This is a genomic window from Pelagihabitans pacificus, assembly GCF_009371985.2.
Classification (GTDB): Bacteria; Bacteroidota; Bacteroidia; order Flavobacteriales; family Flavobacteriaceae; genus Pelagihabitans; species Pelagihabitans pacificus.
The window spans coordinates 1-16,443 of record NZ_VIKU02000008.1 but is presented as its reverse complement, the minus strand read 5'-3'; the positions used below and the strand labels follow the sequence as shown (position 1 = coordinate 16,443).

15 protein-coding genes, 1 tRNA gene and 1 pseudogene are annotated in these 16,443 nt (G+C 39.5%); 13 read left to right on the top strand and 4 right to left on the bottom strand.

Annotated elements, in window-relative coordinates:
• Positions 1–411 precede the first annotated feature (411 nt).
• The 9 genes and pseudogenes from FK220_RS18670 to FK220_RS20310 all read left to right on the top strand — a co-directional run bounded on the left by FK220_RS18670 (position 412) and on the right by FK220_RS20310 (position 10,435).
• Positions 412–1,653, top strand: coding sequence for a UDP-N-acetylglucosamine 1-carboxyvinyltransferase (locus FK220_RS18670; RefSeq protein WP_152575888.1), 1,242 nt, complete (start codon positions 412–414; stop codon positions 1,651–1,653).
• Positions 1,654–1,657: 4 nt separating this feature from the next.
• On the top strand, positions 1,658–2,176 hold the full coding sequence (locus FK220_RS18665; RefSeq protein ID WP_152575887.1) for a serine O-acetyltransferase: 519 nt from the start codon (positions 1,658–1,660) through the stop codon (positions 2,174–2,176).
• A gap of 4 nt (positions 2,177–2,180) precedes the next feature.
• On the top strand, positions 2,181–3,041 hold the full coding sequence (gene murB, locus FK220_RS18660; protein WP_152575886.1) for a UDP-N-acetylmuramate dehydrogenase: 861 nt from the start codon (positions 2,181–2,183) through the stop codon (positions 3,039–3,041).
• Positions 3,038–4,330: a flippase gene (locus FK220_RS18655; RefSeq protein WP_152575885.1), complete on the top strand. Its 1,293-nt coding sequence runs from the start codon at positions 3,038–3,040 to the stop codon at positions 4,328–4,330. Before murB ends, FK220_RS18655 begins: the two co-directional genes overlap by 4 nt.
• A 161-nt stretch (positions 4,331–4,491) precedes the next feature.
• Positions 4,492–5,649, top strand: a complete 1,158-nt coding sequence (locus FK220_RS18650; protein WP_152575884.1) for a hypothetical protein — start codon at positions 4,492–4,494, stop codon at positions 5,647–5,649.
• The gene (locus tag FK220_RS20270; protein WP_152575883.1) at positions 5,609–6,868 is read left to right on the top strand and encodes an O-antigen ligase family protein; all 1,260 of its coding nucleotides are present in this window, start codon (positions 5,609–5,611) and stop codon (positions 6,866–6,868) included. Before FK220_RS18650 ends, FK220_RS20270 begins: the two co-directional genes overlap by 41 nt.
• A gap of 70 nt (positions 6,869–6,938) precedes the next feature.
• Positions 6,939–7,844, top strand: coding sequence for a glycosyltransferase (locus FK220_RS18640; RefSeq protein ID WP_152575882.1), 906 nt, complete (start codon positions 6,939–6,941; stop codon positions 7,842–7,844).
• 119 nt (positions 7,845–7,963) lie between these two features.
• A pseudogene (locus tag FK220_RS20315) lies at positions 7,964–8,281 on the top strand (Wzz/FepE/Etk N-terminal domain-containing protein); the annotation flags it as partial.
• Between the two features lie 1,383 nt (positions 8,282–9,664).
• Positions 9,665–10,435, top strand: coding sequence for a tyrosine-protein kinase family protein (locus FK220_RS20310; RefSeq protein WP_394352438.1), 771 nt, complete (start codon positions 9,665–9,667; stop codon positions 10,433–10,435).
• A 9-nt stretch (positions 10,436–10,444) separates the two neighbouring features.
• Here FK220_RS20310 and FK220_RS18630 read toward each other — a convergent pair whose 3' ends face one another.
• Positions 10,445–11,800, bottom strand: coding sequence for an exopolysaccharide biosynthesis polyprenyl glycosylphosphotransferase (locus FK220_RS18630; RefSeq protein ID WP_152575880.1), 1,356 nt, complete (start codon positions 11,798–11,800; stop codon positions 10,445–10,447).
• Positions 11,801–12,448: 648 nt separating this feature from the next.
• Between FK220_RS18630 and FK220_RS18625 the strand changes: the two genes are divergently transcribed.
• Positions 12,449–12,522 (top strand) — tRNA-Arg (locus FK220_RS18625).
• Positions 12,523–12,782: 260 nt separating this feature from the next.
• Here the strand turns inward: FK220_RS18625 and FK220_RS18620 are convergent.
• Both FK220_RS18620 and FK220_RS18615 read right to left on the bottom strand, forming a co-directional pair.
• Positions 12,783–13,082 carry a hypothetical protein gene (locus FK220_RS18620; RefSeq protein WP_152575879.1) on the bottom strand — a complete coding sequence of 100 codons (300 nt, stop codon included), beginning with the start codon at positions 13,080–13,082 and terminating at the stop codon, positions 12,783–12,785.
• 286 nt (positions 13,083–13,368) lie between these two features.
• The gene (locus FK220_RS18615) at positions 13,369–13,740 is read right to left on the bottom strand and encodes a VOC family protein (protein WP_152575878.1); all 372 of its coding nucleotides are present in this window, start codon (positions 13,738–13,740) and stop codon (positions 13,369–13,371) included.
• Positions 13,741–13,897: 157 nt separating this feature from the next.
• On the opposite strand from FK220_RS18615, the gene FK220_RS18610 reads away from it, so the two are divergent.
• From FK220_RS18610 to FK220_RS18600, 3 genes are all read left to right on the top strand, one after another.
• A complete protein-coding gene (locus tag FK220_RS18610) occupies positions 13,898–14,722 on the top strand; it encodes a helix-turn-helix domain-containing protein (RefSeq protein WP_152575877.1) in 825 nt (274 codons plus the stop codon).
• Between the two features lie 323 nt (positions 14,723–15,045).
• Positions 15,046–15,474, top strand: a complete 429-nt coding sequence (locus FK220_RS18605; protein ID WP_152575876.1) for an SRPBCC family protein — start codon at positions 15,046–15,048, stop codon at positions 15,472–15,474.
• A 119-nt stretch (positions 15,475–15,593) separates the two neighbouring features.
• Positions 15,594–16,064, top strand: a complete 471-nt coding sequence (locus FK220_RS18600; protein WP_152575875.1) for a hypothetical protein — start codon at positions 15,594–15,596, stop codon at positions 16,062–16,064.
• A gap of 142 nt (positions 16,065–16,206) precedes the next feature.
• Here FK220_RS18600 and FK220_RS18595 read toward each other — a convergent pair.
• Positions 16,207–16,443, bottom strand: a 237-nt coding sequence (locus FK220_RS18595) for a fumarylacetoacetate hydrolase family protein (protein WP_166204991.1), incomplete at its 5' end; no start/stop codon positions are given.

Genomic DNA, 16,443 nt, shown 5'->3' with positions numbered 1-16,443 from the left:
CATACTTTCGAATTATTGATTGCACTAAGACTATTTTTATCGAAAAAAATCAAAATTTAAGGATAACAATAAGACATTAATATAAGTTTGCACGTATATTCTTTGTCCTGCAGACCACAGAACAAATTTTCACTGAACCCCATATCATCTAATTCGGTCTCTTATGAAATTGTAATTATGAATTCAAAATTATACTGAGCGTAAATAACCAAAAAGAGTCGCTAAACCTTTAATTATTTGAGATTGCAAAATTTAATCAATAATTATACCTACAAAAAGTAAGTAGAATGGAAAGTAATAGATATCGTTTGTGCTAAACATGAAACTTTTCTGCAATTTGATTAAAAAAAAGAGTTATTTCTTTTGAAAAGTAAATTAGAGTTATTTACAACCAAACTTAAATTTTAAACTATGAAAAATAACATTAGAAAAGTAACACCTGGCAGATTAGAAGGACAGGTTAAAATAAGTGGAGCGAAAAATAGTTCATTAAGGCTTCTAGCAGCCTCTATTCTTACAGATGAGGTAATTCATATTGGTAATTTCCCAAATGAATTATTGGATATTCATATTCATCTCGACATGTTGCGAAATTTGGGAAAAATATGCCAAACTGGTAAAGACAAAGTTATCATTTCTGAAGACGATGGCAATGTCAGCACTATTCTGGACTGGAAAGGAAGATCTATCAGGAACACTTTGTTGATACTAGGTGCTCTGACAACCAGATTTGGTGAGGGGAAAGTTCCTTTACCTGGTGGCTGCAAACTAGGTGATAGAAAATATGATCTTCATGTAATGATGCTTGAGCAACTTGGGGCAAAGGTTTGGGAGGAGGACAATTATCTTTGCACAAAGGTTGAAGATGGTCGGCTTAAAGGCAAAGACATTAACCTGCCAATTAGGTCAACAGGCGCTACAGAAAATACCATTTTATGTGGAGTCTTAGCTTCTGGAACGACTACCCTTTGGAATCCTCATATCCGCCCAGAAATTATGGACCTGATTGCCATGCTTAATAAAATGGGAGCAAAGATTAGTGTTTATGGTCAAAAATGCATAGTAATCAAGGGGGTCGAAAGACTGAAAGGAACCGATCATACGGTAATACCGGATAATATGGAAGCTCTTACTTGGGCTATCGGTTCAGTAATTACAAATGGCAATGTAGAAATTTTGGATTTTCCTTTTAGCCATTTAGAAATCCCATTAGTCTACCTCAGGGAAAGCGGAATGAATTATTACAAAGGCACAAAAAGTCTAATAGTTACTGGAGGATCTCCTTATCCGGTAGATATTAGTACTGGACCGTATCCAGGAATCAACTCCGACATGCAGCCATTATTTGCAGTTTATGGTGCAATTTCTAAAGGCGAGTCAAAAATTATCGATTTGAGATTCCCGGGAAGATACGGCTATGCGCATCAACTAGCGAAAATGGGCATGAGATTTCAAATTGAAGGCGATTTGCTTGCCATTCAGGGCGGTCATAACCTCAAAGGGACAAATGTGAGGGCACTAGATTTAAGAGCTGGAATAGCTCTATTGCTGGCTGGTCTGGTTGCTGAGGGAGAAACAATAATTGAAGACGCCTGGCAGATTCAAAGAGGATATGAAAATTTAGATGAAAAATTGAGTGCTTTAATTGTCTAAAAAAATGAGTCTGAAAAGTCTTAAGTCAAAAATCAAATCCGATTTAAAATGTCATGGGGCTACATGTTTTTTGACCGTATTAAGGATTTATTTTTTTGATACCAGATTCAGATTGCTTCTGAACTATAGATTAGGTAGATTTTTAATCGAAAAGCAGGTAAAAATATTGCCTGAGTTTTATAAGCGCAAACAAATTATTAAACGAGGTTGTCATATTTCCTTTTTTGCACAAATCGGGCATGAAATCAAGTTTATGCATCCTTTAGGCATTGTTATCGGTGATGATGTATGCATTGGTGACAATGTTCAGATATGGCAACAGGTTACTTTGGGAAGTCACGGCAAAATAGGTTCTGAACGCAAATATCCTAAAATTGGGAACAATGTAAAGATCTATGCGGGGGCAAAGATTATAGGAGATGTAATAATAGGGGATAACGCCACAATTGGGGCTAACGCGGTTGTGCTAAAAAATGTACCTCCGAACAGAATAGCCGTTGGTATCCCAGCTAAAATAATATAAGCGTATGAAAGTCTTCTCAAACTTCGATTTGACTCATTACAACAGTTATAAAATAAAATCTGCATGTAAAAAGGCCTATTTTCCAGAATCGGAAGCTGATATAATAAGTATATATAAAACTGAGAAAAACACTAAAAAGATAATCTTGGGTGGTGGTTATAATATTATTTTCTCACAATCTTATTACCATGAAACCTTCATTATATTCGGTGACTCCTACGCTAACATCCATAAACATGGCGATAATCGAATTGAAGCCGAAGCGGGCATCAATATGAAAGCTTTGAGTGAATATGCTTACAATCAGGGACTTACAGGACTCGAGATTTTTTATGATATTCCAAGTTCTTTGGGGGGGGCAATCGTTATGAATGCGGGTGCCAGCGGTGAAGAAATAAAAGATGTGTTAATAAGTGTTAGATATTTGGATTTAGCGACTCTAAGGGTTAAAGAAATCTCATGTCAAGAAATCGAGTTTGACTATCGTAATAGTTTTTTTCAGCGAAATATCAATACAGTTATCCTAAGGGTTTTATTGGAGCTCAAACATGAAAAACCTGAGTTGATTAGGGAAAAAATGGAGGGAATTAAAAAAGCAAGGTGGGAAAAACAACCAAAAGAGTATCCAAATGCTGGAAGTGTTTTTAAAAGACCCAAGGGCTATTATGTTGGCACCATGATTGAGAACTTAGGTCTTAAAGGATTAACGATTGGAGGAGCACAAGTTTCAACCAAACATGCTGGTTTTATCGTTAACATCAATGATGCATCAGGACAAAATATTTTGGATTTAATTACAATAATCAAAAAAAAGGTTTTTCAAGAATATGGCGTCAGTCTCGAGGTTGAACAAAGAATCATATGAATTCATTTAACAAGGATGTCGCAAGTGTAGGTTTCAGCAAAGTTATTATTGTTGTTTTCGGTTTACTAAATTCTGTATTGGTTGCTAGATTACTTGGGCCTGCTACAAACGGAATTATTGATTCCTTCACAGTTTATACTTCCTTATTTATGACAATAGGATCTTTAGGAATAAGGCAGGCCACCACATTCTTCGTCGGCAAAGAAAAGTACTTATTGGAAGATATAAAAAAGGCCATAGTTTTTATCTGGTTATTCACCTCTGTCATAAGTTTTTTAGCTTGCTTTTTCCTCATTTATAAATTTAGCAGTAATGGTCAGAATACTACCTGGAGCCTTTTAGCCGTTGCTCCCTTACCCTTTTCCCTATATAATACTTATAATTCCGGCATCTATCTGGGTCAAAATAAGATAAGTAATTTTAATAGAATTAACTGGATCCCGGTATTTGTAACGTTTGTGTCAAACACTATTCTGTTATTAGTCTTTAATCTAAAAGTCACAGGGGTCTTGATTGCTGTATTGATAGGAAATATTTCAATTACCCTTGTCCTAATTAGAAAAGACAATATTATTAGGTATTTTAATTCTTGGCCTGAAATAAAAATAATCAAGTCAATGTTATCTCTTGGTCTTGTCTATGCCATCGCTCTTTTAACCATAAGTTTAAACTATAAAATAGATGTAATTTTATTAGACAAACTTTCTTCAGCATATGAGATAGGTATCTATGGGAAAGGGGTCAAAATAGTAGAATATTTATGGCAAATACCTATGCTTTTAAGTACGATAGTTTTTGCTAGGAGTGCAATAGCGAAAAATGGAAAAGATTTTTCCTTTAAGGTATTGAAGTTATTGCGGTTTTCTTTTGTAATTGTCGGTATTTTATCTGTTGTCTTATTCTTTATGGCTTCTTTCATAGTCATATTAATGTTCGGCGATGATTTTACAGGAAGTACAACGGTTTTAAGGTTACTGCTACCAGGGGTGGTTTTGATGATTATATTTAAAGTGTTAAATATGGATTTGGCCGGAAAAGGAAAACCTTGGATAGCAGCAAAAGCAATGATTCCTGCGTTATTAATCAATATAGTCTTAAACATAGTTTTAATTCCTAAGGATGGGGCAAACGGTGCCGCCCTATCATCCACTATCAGTTATAGTATTGCAAGTCTATTATTTTTATTTTTTTATCTGAAAGAAGTCGAAATCTCTTTCAAGGAGGTTTGGCACCTCAAGAAAACCGATTTCGATATAGTTTTTACTATCTTAAAAAAATTAACAAATTAAGATTATACCGTTTTCAGTTATGCTTTTCATAGCTAAATAAATATAATTTGATACTGGGAACTACCTGTTTGGATCAAAACTATGCACGTCAATTGGAAACTGTATTTTTTTAGACTTACTTTTCGGAAAATCATCAATAAATAAAATCACTGAAAGCAGTAATGAAAGTCATATTTTTTATCTCAACAGTAAAAGGACGGAATAGTGGAAATGGGGGACACTATCGAAGTCTTTTGACCTATTATAGCCAACTTTACGAGAGGGGACATGGTGTACAGATCATGCACTATAATGAACTGGATAGTTCCATATTGGATTCGGAAGGGAAAAACTTACTTGAGGATGTGAAGGGAACTGCTAATTTCATTCGCAAAACATCCGAAATGCTTGACCGTAGCAATGTTGATGTAATTATCTCTTTTGGAGAAAGCCTGCAAAGCCGAATACTACGTTATTATTGTTGGAAATACAATATATTATTTATACAAGTTTTACCGGGAGGGGCGAGCCGGATACATCCATTATTCTTTATGAATTGTATCTATTTTAGTCAGGAGAACATCAAAAATCCAGTTGACTTCACTAGGAATAAGTTTTTATTGACCAATCGAATCGACGAATTCTCAGTAGATGAAGAGCTCATATACGATTTCGAAATTTCATACCCGAAAAAGACTCTTAATATTTTGAGGGTTTCCAGAATTTGTGAAGCGTATCTAAAGCCTTTTCTATCGGCAATAAAACTACATGTATTCTTAAAAGAAAAAGGTTTGGATGTACAAACGCATTTAATAGGTCATATACAAGACCAAAAAACATATGAAATCCTTAAGCAACAAGTTGATAATTTGGAAGACATTTTCGTAATTACCGAAAATAAATATACAAAAGAGGTCAAAAAATTAATGACTTATTATAATGTTGCTATAGGTATAGGCAGAGGTTTTGGAGAGGCGGCCAGTAAGAATTTGATGGTATTTGGCTATAGCGCCAAGTCTCACTTGCCCGTAGTAATAAATCAACATACCTATGAAAAAATTCGCGCTGCCAATTTTTCCCCCAGAGCAAAGGTCAGTGCGAAATATGGAGTTGACAACTATTTGAATTTATTTTCTTCCGATTCAAAAGATAGGGATGAGTATTGTAATTTTATTTACAAGAAATTCACCGAAGATTATTTGTCAAATAAATTGGGGCCTAAACTTGAAGAAATCATTGATAAATCAAGGAAAGATAATTTTGTGTACATCGTGATTTCGCTTTTTTTTATTTCTTTAAGTGAAGTATGGCATAGGACCAAGTATAAATTACATGGATAAGCTCAAATCTTACAAACAGAAATGGCATTTTTCCATAAACTTTTTCAGTGTTTTTTTACTGGTCACGTTTATACCTGACGTTATAGGTATCACCCCACGACTTGTAATTTATCCTTACTGGGCGGTAAAAGGTACTTTGGCTTTACTTCTCATCTTTAATTACAAGAAAAAGGTTTATAATCTCAACCTCTTAGAACAATTATTTGTTTTTACGGCATTTGTTTATTTCATCAATATGTTCATCGATATATTTATGCAGTCATACCCTATCGGCATTGGCTCCGCCTTCGATCTGTTCAGCTTCTTAGTAAGTATACTGATTGCCCTGTCCTTCCGATATGACAAAGATTTTTGTTCGAATGAATCATTTTACACCTTTATAATAACTTTGGGAATTGGCCTAATTATCGCTTTCTTTCTTGCTCAAAAGAGTCCCCCCCCCCTAAAGGGTCGTTTTGACGCCAATTCCACGGTCAACACTATTAATTACGGGCAGATGGGTTGTGCGTTGTGCATAATAGCATTATACGGTCTGGTAAACAAGACTTTCAAATGGAGCAAATTAATATTCTCCCTACTTTTTTGTTTAGGAGCTTTGTCCATTATGAAAGCTGGTTCGCGTTCTCCTATCGTGGTGCTTTTAGTTGTCACTACCATTTACACGTTTGCAAGATGGGGTATGCTAAGGGGGCTTCTGGTATCGGCTTCCTTGGGGTTGCTGGTTTATTTATCCTTGGATTTTCTTGTTGAAATAGGCCAATCGGTAGATAGTGGCCTAGCCGATCGAGTTGTAAATGCATTGGAGAAAAAAGAGACCAGCGGGCGAGATCAAATTTATGCAAATGCCTTACGACTATTTCGTGAATCTCCTTTATTCGGTGATTTTTATTTGATTTCATCCGGAATAGGGCGCAATGGATATCCGCATAACTTTTTTCTAGAGGCCTTCATAACAACAGGTCTTTTGGGAGGTATTCCTTTTGTAATTATGACAATGATTGCCTTTGTAAAAAGTTACAGATTACTACTGAACGGACACAAATCCAGTTGGATTGTACTTATGTTTTTACAACTTTTAATCTATGGCATGTTTTCCTCTGCTTTGTATAGCTCCCAAGATTTTTGGGCCCTTTGCTTATTTGTACTATCGGTTCCCATCAAGGAAGAAGTCAGGAAAAAAAAGCGACAGCGATATCCAAGAGAATCGATTGCTACGTAAATTGAGGTAGCGTACTTTTATCGATGAGAAGCCCACACCAAAATATTGGTAATGGGTTAAAACGAATCTTATGCACCAAACAGGTACAAGCCCCATTGCCGTATTTGCCTATAACCGATTGGACCATCTCCAAGAAACCATTTCAGCCCTACGACAATGTACCCTGGCCGATGAAAGCGAGTTGTTTATATTTTGTGACGGTCCAAGGGAAAAAGATATAGCTGCAGTACGGGCGGTTCGGGATTATATTAAGACCATTGAAGGTTTTAAAAGAATGCAGTATAGATTTTCAGAAAGCAATAAGGGTTTGGCCAATTCTATTATTCAAGGCGTTACGGAAATTTTGGAAACCTACGATTCCATCATTGTTTTGGAAGACGATCTGGTTACAAGCACGAATTTTTTAAGCTTCATGAACCAAGCAGTACGTGCTTTCAAAAAAGAACAAAAGGTGTTCTCTATCGCAGGCTATACCATGCCCATAAAATTGCCTGATGATTACCCCTATGACAATTACTTTACGGGAAGGGCCAGTTCCTGGGGATGGGCTACCTGGAAAAATCGTTGGGAGCAGGTAGATTGGCATGTTTCCGATTATCGGTCTTTCTCCAAAAACCCAATAGAACAAAGAAGATTTAATCGAATGGGATCAGACTTATCAGGTATGCTGAAAAGCCAGATGAATGGCGAAATCAGTTCCTGGGCGATACGCTGGTGCTACCACCAATTCAAAAATGATTTCTATACGGTTTACCCGACGGTATCCAAAATCGTAAATATCGGTTTTGGCGAACAAGCGACCCACACTTCCAGCGTCAACAATAGATTTGCGACCAATCTGGACGTAGCGGAAAAACATCAATTTAATTTTCAGCTGCAACCAATGCTGATGAAACCAATTATTCATCAATTTACCGCCATATATTCCTTAAAAACCCGAATTTATTATAAAATTAAAGCGATATTAGGGATGTAGTACCCTGGGCATATACCAAAACCTGTTAACACTAAGACAGAGTGACCGAACAACCTTCAATGATTATCGACAATAGGATGGAACTGGCATCGTTTTAATCAAAAAGCACTTACTTTTTTATGGCAAGGAAAAAGGACATCTACAGCACCACAAAGCAAAAAGAACCGGAGTTTCGGGAATTACTGGATCGGTACCTACGCTATTGGCCCTTATTTGTTTTATCAACACTTTTCATACTTATTTGTTCATTGATATACTTAAGTTTTGCTACCCCGACCTATTTCTCGGTCGCTAGTGTCATTATCAAGGACGAGAAAAGCAATGGTTCTTCTAAAGACACGGATAACTTTACAAGTTTGGGCTTTTTGGGTGGGATAGGCACCAACAGTATTGAGAATGAACTCGGGATATTGCGGTCGAAACGAATGATGACCAACGTCGTCAGGGCTTTGGATTTGAACGTGGTTTACTATGACATGGAAGGTTTCCGAACCCGTGAATTATACAAACAAAGTCCGTTTCTGTTGCAGCTACAGCAGCTCGATGAAAAAAAACTGAGAGAGGCAATCAGGGATGAAAAAAATTTTTTTGAACTTACTATCATAGGTACACAACAGGTGCAAATTAAAAACCTGGGAGATGAAAGCATCCTTCAAACGGAACTGAATACCCCGGTTACTCTTGAGTTCGCCACATTTACGGTTCGAAAAAATGAAAATTATCAATCTTCAAAAGAAGAACTGGCACCCCCTCCGGTCACTATTCAATTTAAATCAATCGAAAGTATCGCAAGCCAGTATCAATCCCAATTAATAGTAGAACTCATCGACGAGAATGCTACCCTTATCATGCTGAGCATGGAAGATCCCCTACCGCAAAAGGCCAGGGATGTCTTAAATCAAGTGGTTTTTGAATACAATCGGGAGGCCATCGAAGATAAGAATCTGATCGCGGAGAATACCGCCTTTTTCATTGATGAACGGCTGAGCATTATAAACAAGGAGTTGGATTCCGTCGAGTCCGGTAAGGAACGTTTTAAGGAAACAAATAGTCTGGCGGATTTGCAGTTGGGGTCGGAATTGATCATGCAAAATGCCAGTGAGTATAACATAAAACAACAGGAGGTCAACACACAATTGGAATTGGTCACTTCGATGATTCGATTTCTCGGTTCCGGTAAATCCGAATTATTGCCCTCGAACATCGGTATCACCGATCCAGGAGTACAACAACTGATCAATGAATACAACCAGTTGATCATTGAACGAAATCGACTCCTTGTAGGCTCTACAGAGAACAATCCGCGTGTAGTCAATTTAGAGAGCCAAATCAACCAGTTAAGAAGCAACCTACGCACTAGTTTTGAACGAATCCGGACCAACTTAAGAATTTCGCGAAATAGTTTACAAAAACAGGCAGGTCTTCTAGGCTCCCAAATCTCGGAAGTGCCGGCGCAAGAAAGGCAGTTTCGGGAAATAGAACGCCAACAAAACATCAAGGAAGCGCTCTATTTGTTTTTGTTGCAGAAAAGGGAGGAAAATTCATTGGCGCTTGCCGCTACTGGTCCAAAGGCCAAAATAGTGGATCAGGCCTATACCTTACCTTATAAAATTTCCCCCAACTCCAACATCATCCTTTTCGCTAGCCTCCTTTTTGGTTTGGCGTTGCCCGTTCTCTACATCAATAGCAAAACCTTATTAAATAATAAGGTGAGAAATCGGAACGATATCCGTAAGGTCGTGCCCACTATTCCACTGGTTGGGGAATTACCACACCTCACTAGCGATGATCAGGTTTTTCAGCCCAATAATCGCTCCAGTATGTCGGAGGCCTTTCGAATCCTGAACAACAACATTCAACACGAATTATATAAGTCGGGCGACACCGGAAAAGGAGCTTGCTTCTTCGTAACCTCTACTATTAAAGGGGAAGGGAAGACTTTTACCACTATCAATTTGGCGATGACAATGGCAAGGGGCGGTGAACGTGTATTGGTGGTCGGTTTTGACCTAAGAAATCCCCAATTGAATCAGTATGCAATCGATGGTAAGTCGCTGCCTGGGGTGAGCAACTATTTAAAAAACAATCAGGAACATTTAGAATCGCTGATTACCGATTCAAAACTTCATCCTAATCTTAAACTCTTGCTTTCAGGTCCGATACCTACAAATCCTTCCGAGCTGTTGCGTAAAAAGAAGGTTGGTGAACTATTTAATGAGATAAGAGGGAAATTCGATTACATCATCGTCGATACGGCTCCTTCGATGTTAGTAGCGGATACATTTATTATCAACAATCATTCAGATTTACTACTCTACGTAGTGAGAGCGGGCTATACCAAGAAGAAGATGTTGGATTTTGTCGCCGACGCGCAGGCAGACAAGAAACTGACCAATGCCCTCTTCATCCTAAACGACGTAAAGTTATCCGAATTAGGCTATGGTAACAAGTATGGGTACACCTATGGGCAAGAGCGCCCGAATGCTATAAAACTGTTACGCATTTCATTAAAGGACAAACTGAACTATTTGATGTCACTATTTACAACATCGAGCGTCGATAAGGCAGATAGTGGGACCGATCTATATTGAAAATCGCTTTTAATAGGCTTTGGCTTCGCCTCTCACCACATTGAATACGGTTAGGAATAAAATATAGAAATCCAACGCCAAATTCCATTTTTCCACATAAAAAATATCCAATCTGGTTCGGTTGAGGATGTCGGCCGGTTTGACAATTTCCCCCCGATACCCCTTAATTTGGGCCAATCCCGTGATTCCCGGTTTTACAAAATGCCTGACCAAATATTTGTCCACGGAGGTTTCGTAATTCCAAGTGTGTAACTCCATATGGGGTCTGGGGCCAATCACGCTCATATCGCCCATAAACACATTAAAGAACTGGGGCAATTCGTCGATACTCGTCTTTCGCAGAAACTTACCAATCTTTGTAACTCGGGCATCGTTTTTTGTGGCCATTTTATTATTCGCATCGGTATTGGTAGTCATCGAACGAAACTTGTAGCACCAAAAGGTTTTTCGCTTTAACCCATGCCTTTTTTGTTTAAAATATAGCTTTCCCGGCGATTCCAATTTGATGAGTGCAAACAAAATGGGCGTGAGCCACGACAGCACAAAAACGATGACCAAAGAGGAAAAGACAATATCAAAAGTGCGTTTAATGATTCTGGCATACTCGGTATCCAAGGGTACTTTACGTAAATTAAGCACCGGGATTTTCTCATAGGACTCAATGGACATGGCCCTGGAAAAAATATCCTTGTTGTCAAGAATCACCTTAAACCGCAATAGATTGTTATCGGCAAAATTGATTAAATTTTTCAACTCTGGCGAGTTGAACTTTGAGGCGACGCAATAGATTTCGTTCACGTTATTTTCCAAGATATATTTAAAGCAATCGATTACGGGACCCAAATAGGTAGGGCTCTTGGAGGGGCGATCATCAAAATACCCCTTGTACCGGTAGCCAAGTCCGGGTTCATCGAAGACCTTTCGAATTTTTTTTAAGCTGGGGTCTCTCCCAACGACTACAACGTTTACAAAGTTGCCCCCTCTTTTGCGATACTTGCCACGAATCCAAAAGAAGAGTACCCGGTACCAAAAAAGGCATAAGAAAATCAGTAGCAATACAAAAAACTGATATTCCAAAGACTCGTACAGTCTTCCAGAAATTCCAAAAACGGCAAAATAAGATAGGCCAAAGATGAGATAAATTTGAAATACCTTATGTATGTTCGTGATGAATTTTTCCTTTCGAGCGGTGGGGTAATAATTCGTAAAATACGTAGTCAACAACCACGAAAGGTTGTAAAATAGGATGCGGGAGCCGTTCAGGTAGGTTTCCGGGGTCAACAAATACAACACGCCGTTGATGATTCCCAAATGAACTAGAATGGAGATGGGAATGATCAAGTCGGAATTTCTAAATCGTTTCATTGGCTGGTCATAGCTCTCAGATAAACCAAGAAATTAATTGATTACTGAGAATACGTACGAATCGAACACCGATTCGGATTAATTCTTGAAACTCATACTAATAAAATACCGTACAGGAGACGGGGGATACAAGGAAAGTTTGGTCTTTATCAAATTTAGAAATTAAGATGTAAGCCCACAAACCTAGGTAAGGGTTTTTACAATAATTTAAAGAAAATTCGATGAAATGCACCAACCCTTTAAAAACACCCCTGGAAATTCCGAAATTACCATTTCCCGGCACTCATCATTGGCCTTTTATTGACACTTGGAGGTTCACAAACAAACTGCTCCCATCATTCCTTCACCGGCTGTTGTATTAGATTCAAAAGAGGGAACCTTATGTTGACGGAATAATTATTCGATAAAAGACCAAAGCTTCTTTTCAAATCGTCTACCTAGTCTTTCGATTTCATTTTTTTATCCAAAAATCTATAATTTTTACTAACTTCGCCGCTCATTTGAAGACACTTGAATTCAAGTGAAAAAGCGCGGAGCTTCGGCCTCCTCCCGCATGTGCGGGATACCGACGGACAGGCAGCCTAGGAACACGACATACGGTCGCAGGGCTGCCGCGATCAATTGAAATATTGGATTATGGTCATATAAGGTCGCATAGCTCAGCTGGATAGAGCATCTGCCTTCTAAGCAGACGGTCGCAGGTTCGAATCCTGCTGCGATCACTTAAAGCGGGAAAGTCCATTACGATAGTAATGGATTTTTTGTTTTGTGGAAAGTGGGAAAGCCCAAGGCTTTCCCGTTCTTGGAACAAAACAAAAACAGCTGCGTAGCAGATGGACTTTCCCATTTTCAAATGGGACCGCAAAGGAAAACCGAACGCAGTGAGGTACTCCCCTTTCATGGGCGGTACGCCGACTCGGGACCGCAAAGGAAAACCGAACGTAGTGAGGTACTCCTCCTCCATGGGCGGTATGACCGGCCGCTACAGCAGGTCCATCATGACAGTAATGGATTTTTTGTTTTGTGGAAAGTGGGAAAGCCCAAAGCTTTCCCGTTCTTGGAACAAGACAAAAACAGCTGCGTAGCAGATGGACTTTCCCATTTTCACATGGGACCGCAAAGGAAAACCGAACGCAGTGAGGTACTCCTCCTCCATGGGCGGTACGCCGACCCTTGACCGCAGAGGAAAACCGAACGCAGTGAGGTACTCCTCCTCAATGGGCGGTACGCCGACCTGGGAACGCAAAGGAAAACCGAACGCAGTGAGGTACTCCTGCTCCATGGGCGGTACGCCGACCCGGGACCGCAAAGGAAAACCGAACGCAGTGAGGTACTCCTGCCGCGATTACTTTTCTGAAGAAACCACCCTGCTATTTATTGACAATCCTTTACAACACGTTTTCCTTCTTCAACGCGTTTTTATCCCGCTCCGAATGTCTATAGTATCAGAAGGTATATTTGAGAAAAGGGCTTTGTGCCGCCTCATAAAAGACACACATCCTAGCTTGACAAAGATTGCCCGATTCCCATTCTCTGAAGTTACACAACAGTAAAACCCCCAACCATTACTAATTCGTTGAATATAAGCCAACTTTGTTCCCTTCGGTGTCCTCGATAATGGCGAAATAACCCATGTTTGGCCCTAAGGCCGATTTGTTTATGCTGATTTGACCGCCTGCATCCCTTACTCTATCGGCAACCGGTTGTAAGTCCTCGCCTGTATGTAAATAAACCATGGTGCCTTTGTCGGACGGGACCATACCTTCGCTTTTGATGATCGATCCCCCGACACCCTTATTGAAATCAAACTGAAATATGCCCAGTTTGTAATCTGGGGTTTCCATGATTTGTAACTCATATCCCAAAATGTTACTATAAAATTTATGGGCTCTCTCGAAGTCAGTTACAGGTATTTGAAAATTTTGTATCGCATTTATCATTGCCGTTGATTTTAGTCCCCAATATTGGAAAAGTAGAATGTTATATCTTGTAAAAAAACGAAAAGTTTCATTTTATGCACATCCCATTCCCATCCATTTCCTTCAAATCATATGATGTTGGAAGGATATACGGGTGAACGGACAAAATTCTATCCTGATGCAAATAGTAACTGCGGAGATAACCCATAGACTTCGACCATTCATCAAGCATATGTGGATTGTGGAAGAGGGAGGCGCTTTGGATATTTCAATAAAATCCTTTCCTGTGGGATATGCATTTATCAACGTTATTGATGGCAACCCTTTCCGTATAGCCGATAAGGACATAACGACTACCTATAAAAGTTATCTCGCCGGGCCACGCGCTTCATTCTATGACCTCGACATGGCGTTCATCAAGAGGGCACTGACCATTCAATTACAGCCTTTTTCATTGCCTTATTTCTTCTCCATGCCCGCCTCGGAGTTTACCGGGCAGATTGTTCGTTTGGCAGATATTATCCCGTCGTTTGCCGAAGAATTGGAAAGCTTCATTTGCTCGGACCTAGGTTCTTCGGAGGTACTGGGCAACGTAGCCGATGTTCTTTTGAAACGACTGGACGTACCGATAGTTGACAAAAGGATAGTGCATTCCCTGGATATCTTATTGCGGACGGGAGGTGATATACGAATAGATGCGTTGTCCTCGCATTTAAATGTATCCCAAAGAAGACTCCAGCAACTTTTTCAACAGTATTACGGCCTCTCCGCAAAAAAATACAGCAGAATTATTAAAATGCAGCACCATACGTTCAACCTTCTGAACGGCCAGGATGTAGCTGCCATCATACCCGACGGGTACTACGACCAATCACACTTCATTCATGAATTAAGGACTCAAACAGGTATGTTACCTACAGCGTTCTACGAATATATCACCCATGAAAATCGCAAAGGTGCTTACCTAAACTCCTGTTTATTCCTAAAACATCGTAGGCCCTAAACCAAACCACTACGCACATAAATTACATAGAACGTTCTTTTTTGAAATTTGTGCAAAATAGCGGTGGCACTTGCTACTTGCCAAAAGTTACAGCCCCGCGATTCGGAGGAGCGTCTTGCACGAAAGGGCATCGTTTTAATTCACCATTGTGACCAATGAAATGGAAGTTGGTTTCGTTCGTTGAACACCTTGCCGATATAAACTATCCCGAATATCCATTTATCCGTGAATTGGAATTTCGTCTTTTTACAATCGTCCTAACCGAATTAGGATTATCTTGGACTTTACCCCACCAATATACAAACTTTGTATCTTAACGGATAATGGCAACGAAACACATCATTTGGAGGCTACATCTGAAATCTCCCCCGAAGCATGTTTTTACGCTTTTGAATACCGCGGAAGGTAGGGAGCGGTTCTGGTGTGAAAAGTCCTCGGAAACCGATACCGGGATTCTTTTTGAGTTTCCTAATGGCATGAAGTATATCGGAAAAGTCTACGAAAGGGCAACCGACAAGGTTTTTAAAATCGATTACTTCCATTCATCGGTGGCATTTGAATTGGAAAAAAATGCCATCGGTGGTACCGACTTAACACTCACCAACAGTAGGGTTTCGAATGATGAATATGAGCAGATGAAAGCCGGCTGGGTATCCGTGTTGTTGAATTTAAAGGCGGTTGCCGATTTCGGTATCGATTTGAGAAACCACGACCAGGGAAAAACTTGGGACCAAGGCTATGTAGATAATTGATAAAAGCATCGATATATAATACTTCAGATTATGAAAGGAGCCATAGCGAATCTTGATACCCGCCAAGATGATTATTGGCCAATTATATCTGACCAATGCAAAACAATAAAAACAACCAGATGAAAAGAATACTGTTTTTTGCGTTCGTAGTTTTTACGATAAGCCAAGGGGTTTCACAAACATTTTTTGATACCGCTACCAAAAAATCCTGGGAAGGGGAAGGCACCTTGATGGGTGCGGATGCCAAATTCAAAATGCAATGGGATAAAGTGCTCGATGGCCGGTTTTACCGACTAAAATTTGAAAACCAAAGAGAAACCACAAATGGAAAAATTGTGTTCAAAGCCATTGGTTTTTATAGGGTTACGGATAGTCTTTCATTTCATGGAACATGGTTCGATTCCAGGGGAATTTCCTTTCCTTTAAAAGGGGTTTTGGCCGAAAATCAATTGGTGGTCCACTGGGGAACTCCCGATACTGAAATAGGAAAAACCGTTTATACCGTAGTAGCCGGAGGAAAAATAGCGGTGGAAGACTTTATTGAACAAAATGGCGAGCTCGTTAACTTTGGTAAGTCGATATACCGGTAACCAGTTGAAAAATCCAGGCTTCATTGCATTATATGAACCCTATCGCTTTTCCAAACATTCCATATAAGTAGTGCGCTCTAGCCAGCGTAAAATTATAGGAGACCACCACAACATCCGGTTTAAAAACATCTTTTACCATTCTTCAGGAGTAGGCTCTTGCCACTTGTCTTGAAGTTCCCAGACCATCGATCCCGAGCTCGACCACATCGCCCGGCTTTAAGTATCTGGGGGGATCAAACCCCAACCCGACCCCAAAGGGCGTTCCCGTAGAAATAATATCCCCAGGAAGCAAGGTCATGAACCGGCTGATATAACTGATGGAAGTAGGGATGTCAAAAACAAAATCGGAGGTATTGCTGTTCTGCAGCATTTCCCCGTT

Excerpts from the sequence above, each read along its gene's own strand:
- FK220_RS18670 (WP_152575888.1), top strand. The coding sequence starts at position 412 with ATGAAAAATAACATTAGAAAAGTAACACCTGGCAGATTAGAAGGACAG.
- FK220_RS18665 (WP_152575887.1), top strand. The coding sequence starts at position 1,658 with ATGAGTCTGAAAAGTCTTAAGTCAAAAATCAAATCCGATTTAAAATGT.
- murB (WP_152575886.1), top strand. The coding sequence starts at position 2,181 with ATGAAAGTCTTCTCAAACTTCGATTTGACTCATTACAACAGTTATAAA.
- FK220_RS18655 (WP_152575885.1), top strand. The coding sequence starts at position 3,038 with ATGAATTCATTTAACAAGGATGTCGCAAGTGTAGGTTTCAGCAAAGTT.
- FK220_RS18650 (WP_152575884.1), top strand. The coding sequence starts at position 4,492 with ATGAAAGTCATATTTTTTATCTCAACAGTAAAAGGACGGAATAGTGGA.
- FK220_RS18640 (WP_152575882.1), top strand. The coding sequence starts at position 6,939 with ATGCACCAAACAGGTACAAGCCCCATTGCCGTATTTGCCTATAACCGA.
- FK220_RS20310 (WP_394352438.1), top strand. The coding sequence starts at position 9,665 with ATGTCGGAGGCCTTTCGAATCCTGAACAACAACATTCAACACGAATTA.
- FK220_RS18630 (WP_152575880.1), bottom strand. The coding sequence starts at position 11,800 with ATGAAACGATTTAGAAATTCCGACTTGATCATTCCCATCTCCATTCTA.
- FK220_RS18620 (WP_152575879.1), bottom strand. The coding sequence starts at position 13,082 with ATGGAGCAGGAGTACCTCACTGCGTTCGGTTTTCCTTTGCGTTCCCAG.
- FK220_RS18615 (WP_152575878.1), bottom strand. The coding sequence starts at position 13,740 with ATGATAAATGCGATACAAAATTTTCAAATACCTGTAACTGACTTCGAG.
- FK220_RS18610 (WP_152575877.1), top strand. The coding sequence starts at position 13,898 with ATGCAAATAGTAACTGCGGAGATAACCCATAGACTTCGACCATTCATC.
- FK220_RS18605 (WP_152575876.1), top strand. The coding sequence starts at position 15,046 with ATGGCAACGAAACACATCATTTGGAGGCTACATCTGAAATCTCCCCCG.
- FK220_RS18600 (WP_152575875.1), top strand. The coding sequence starts at position 15,594 with ATGAAAAGAATACTGTTTTTTGCGTTCGTAGTTTTTACGATAAGCCAA.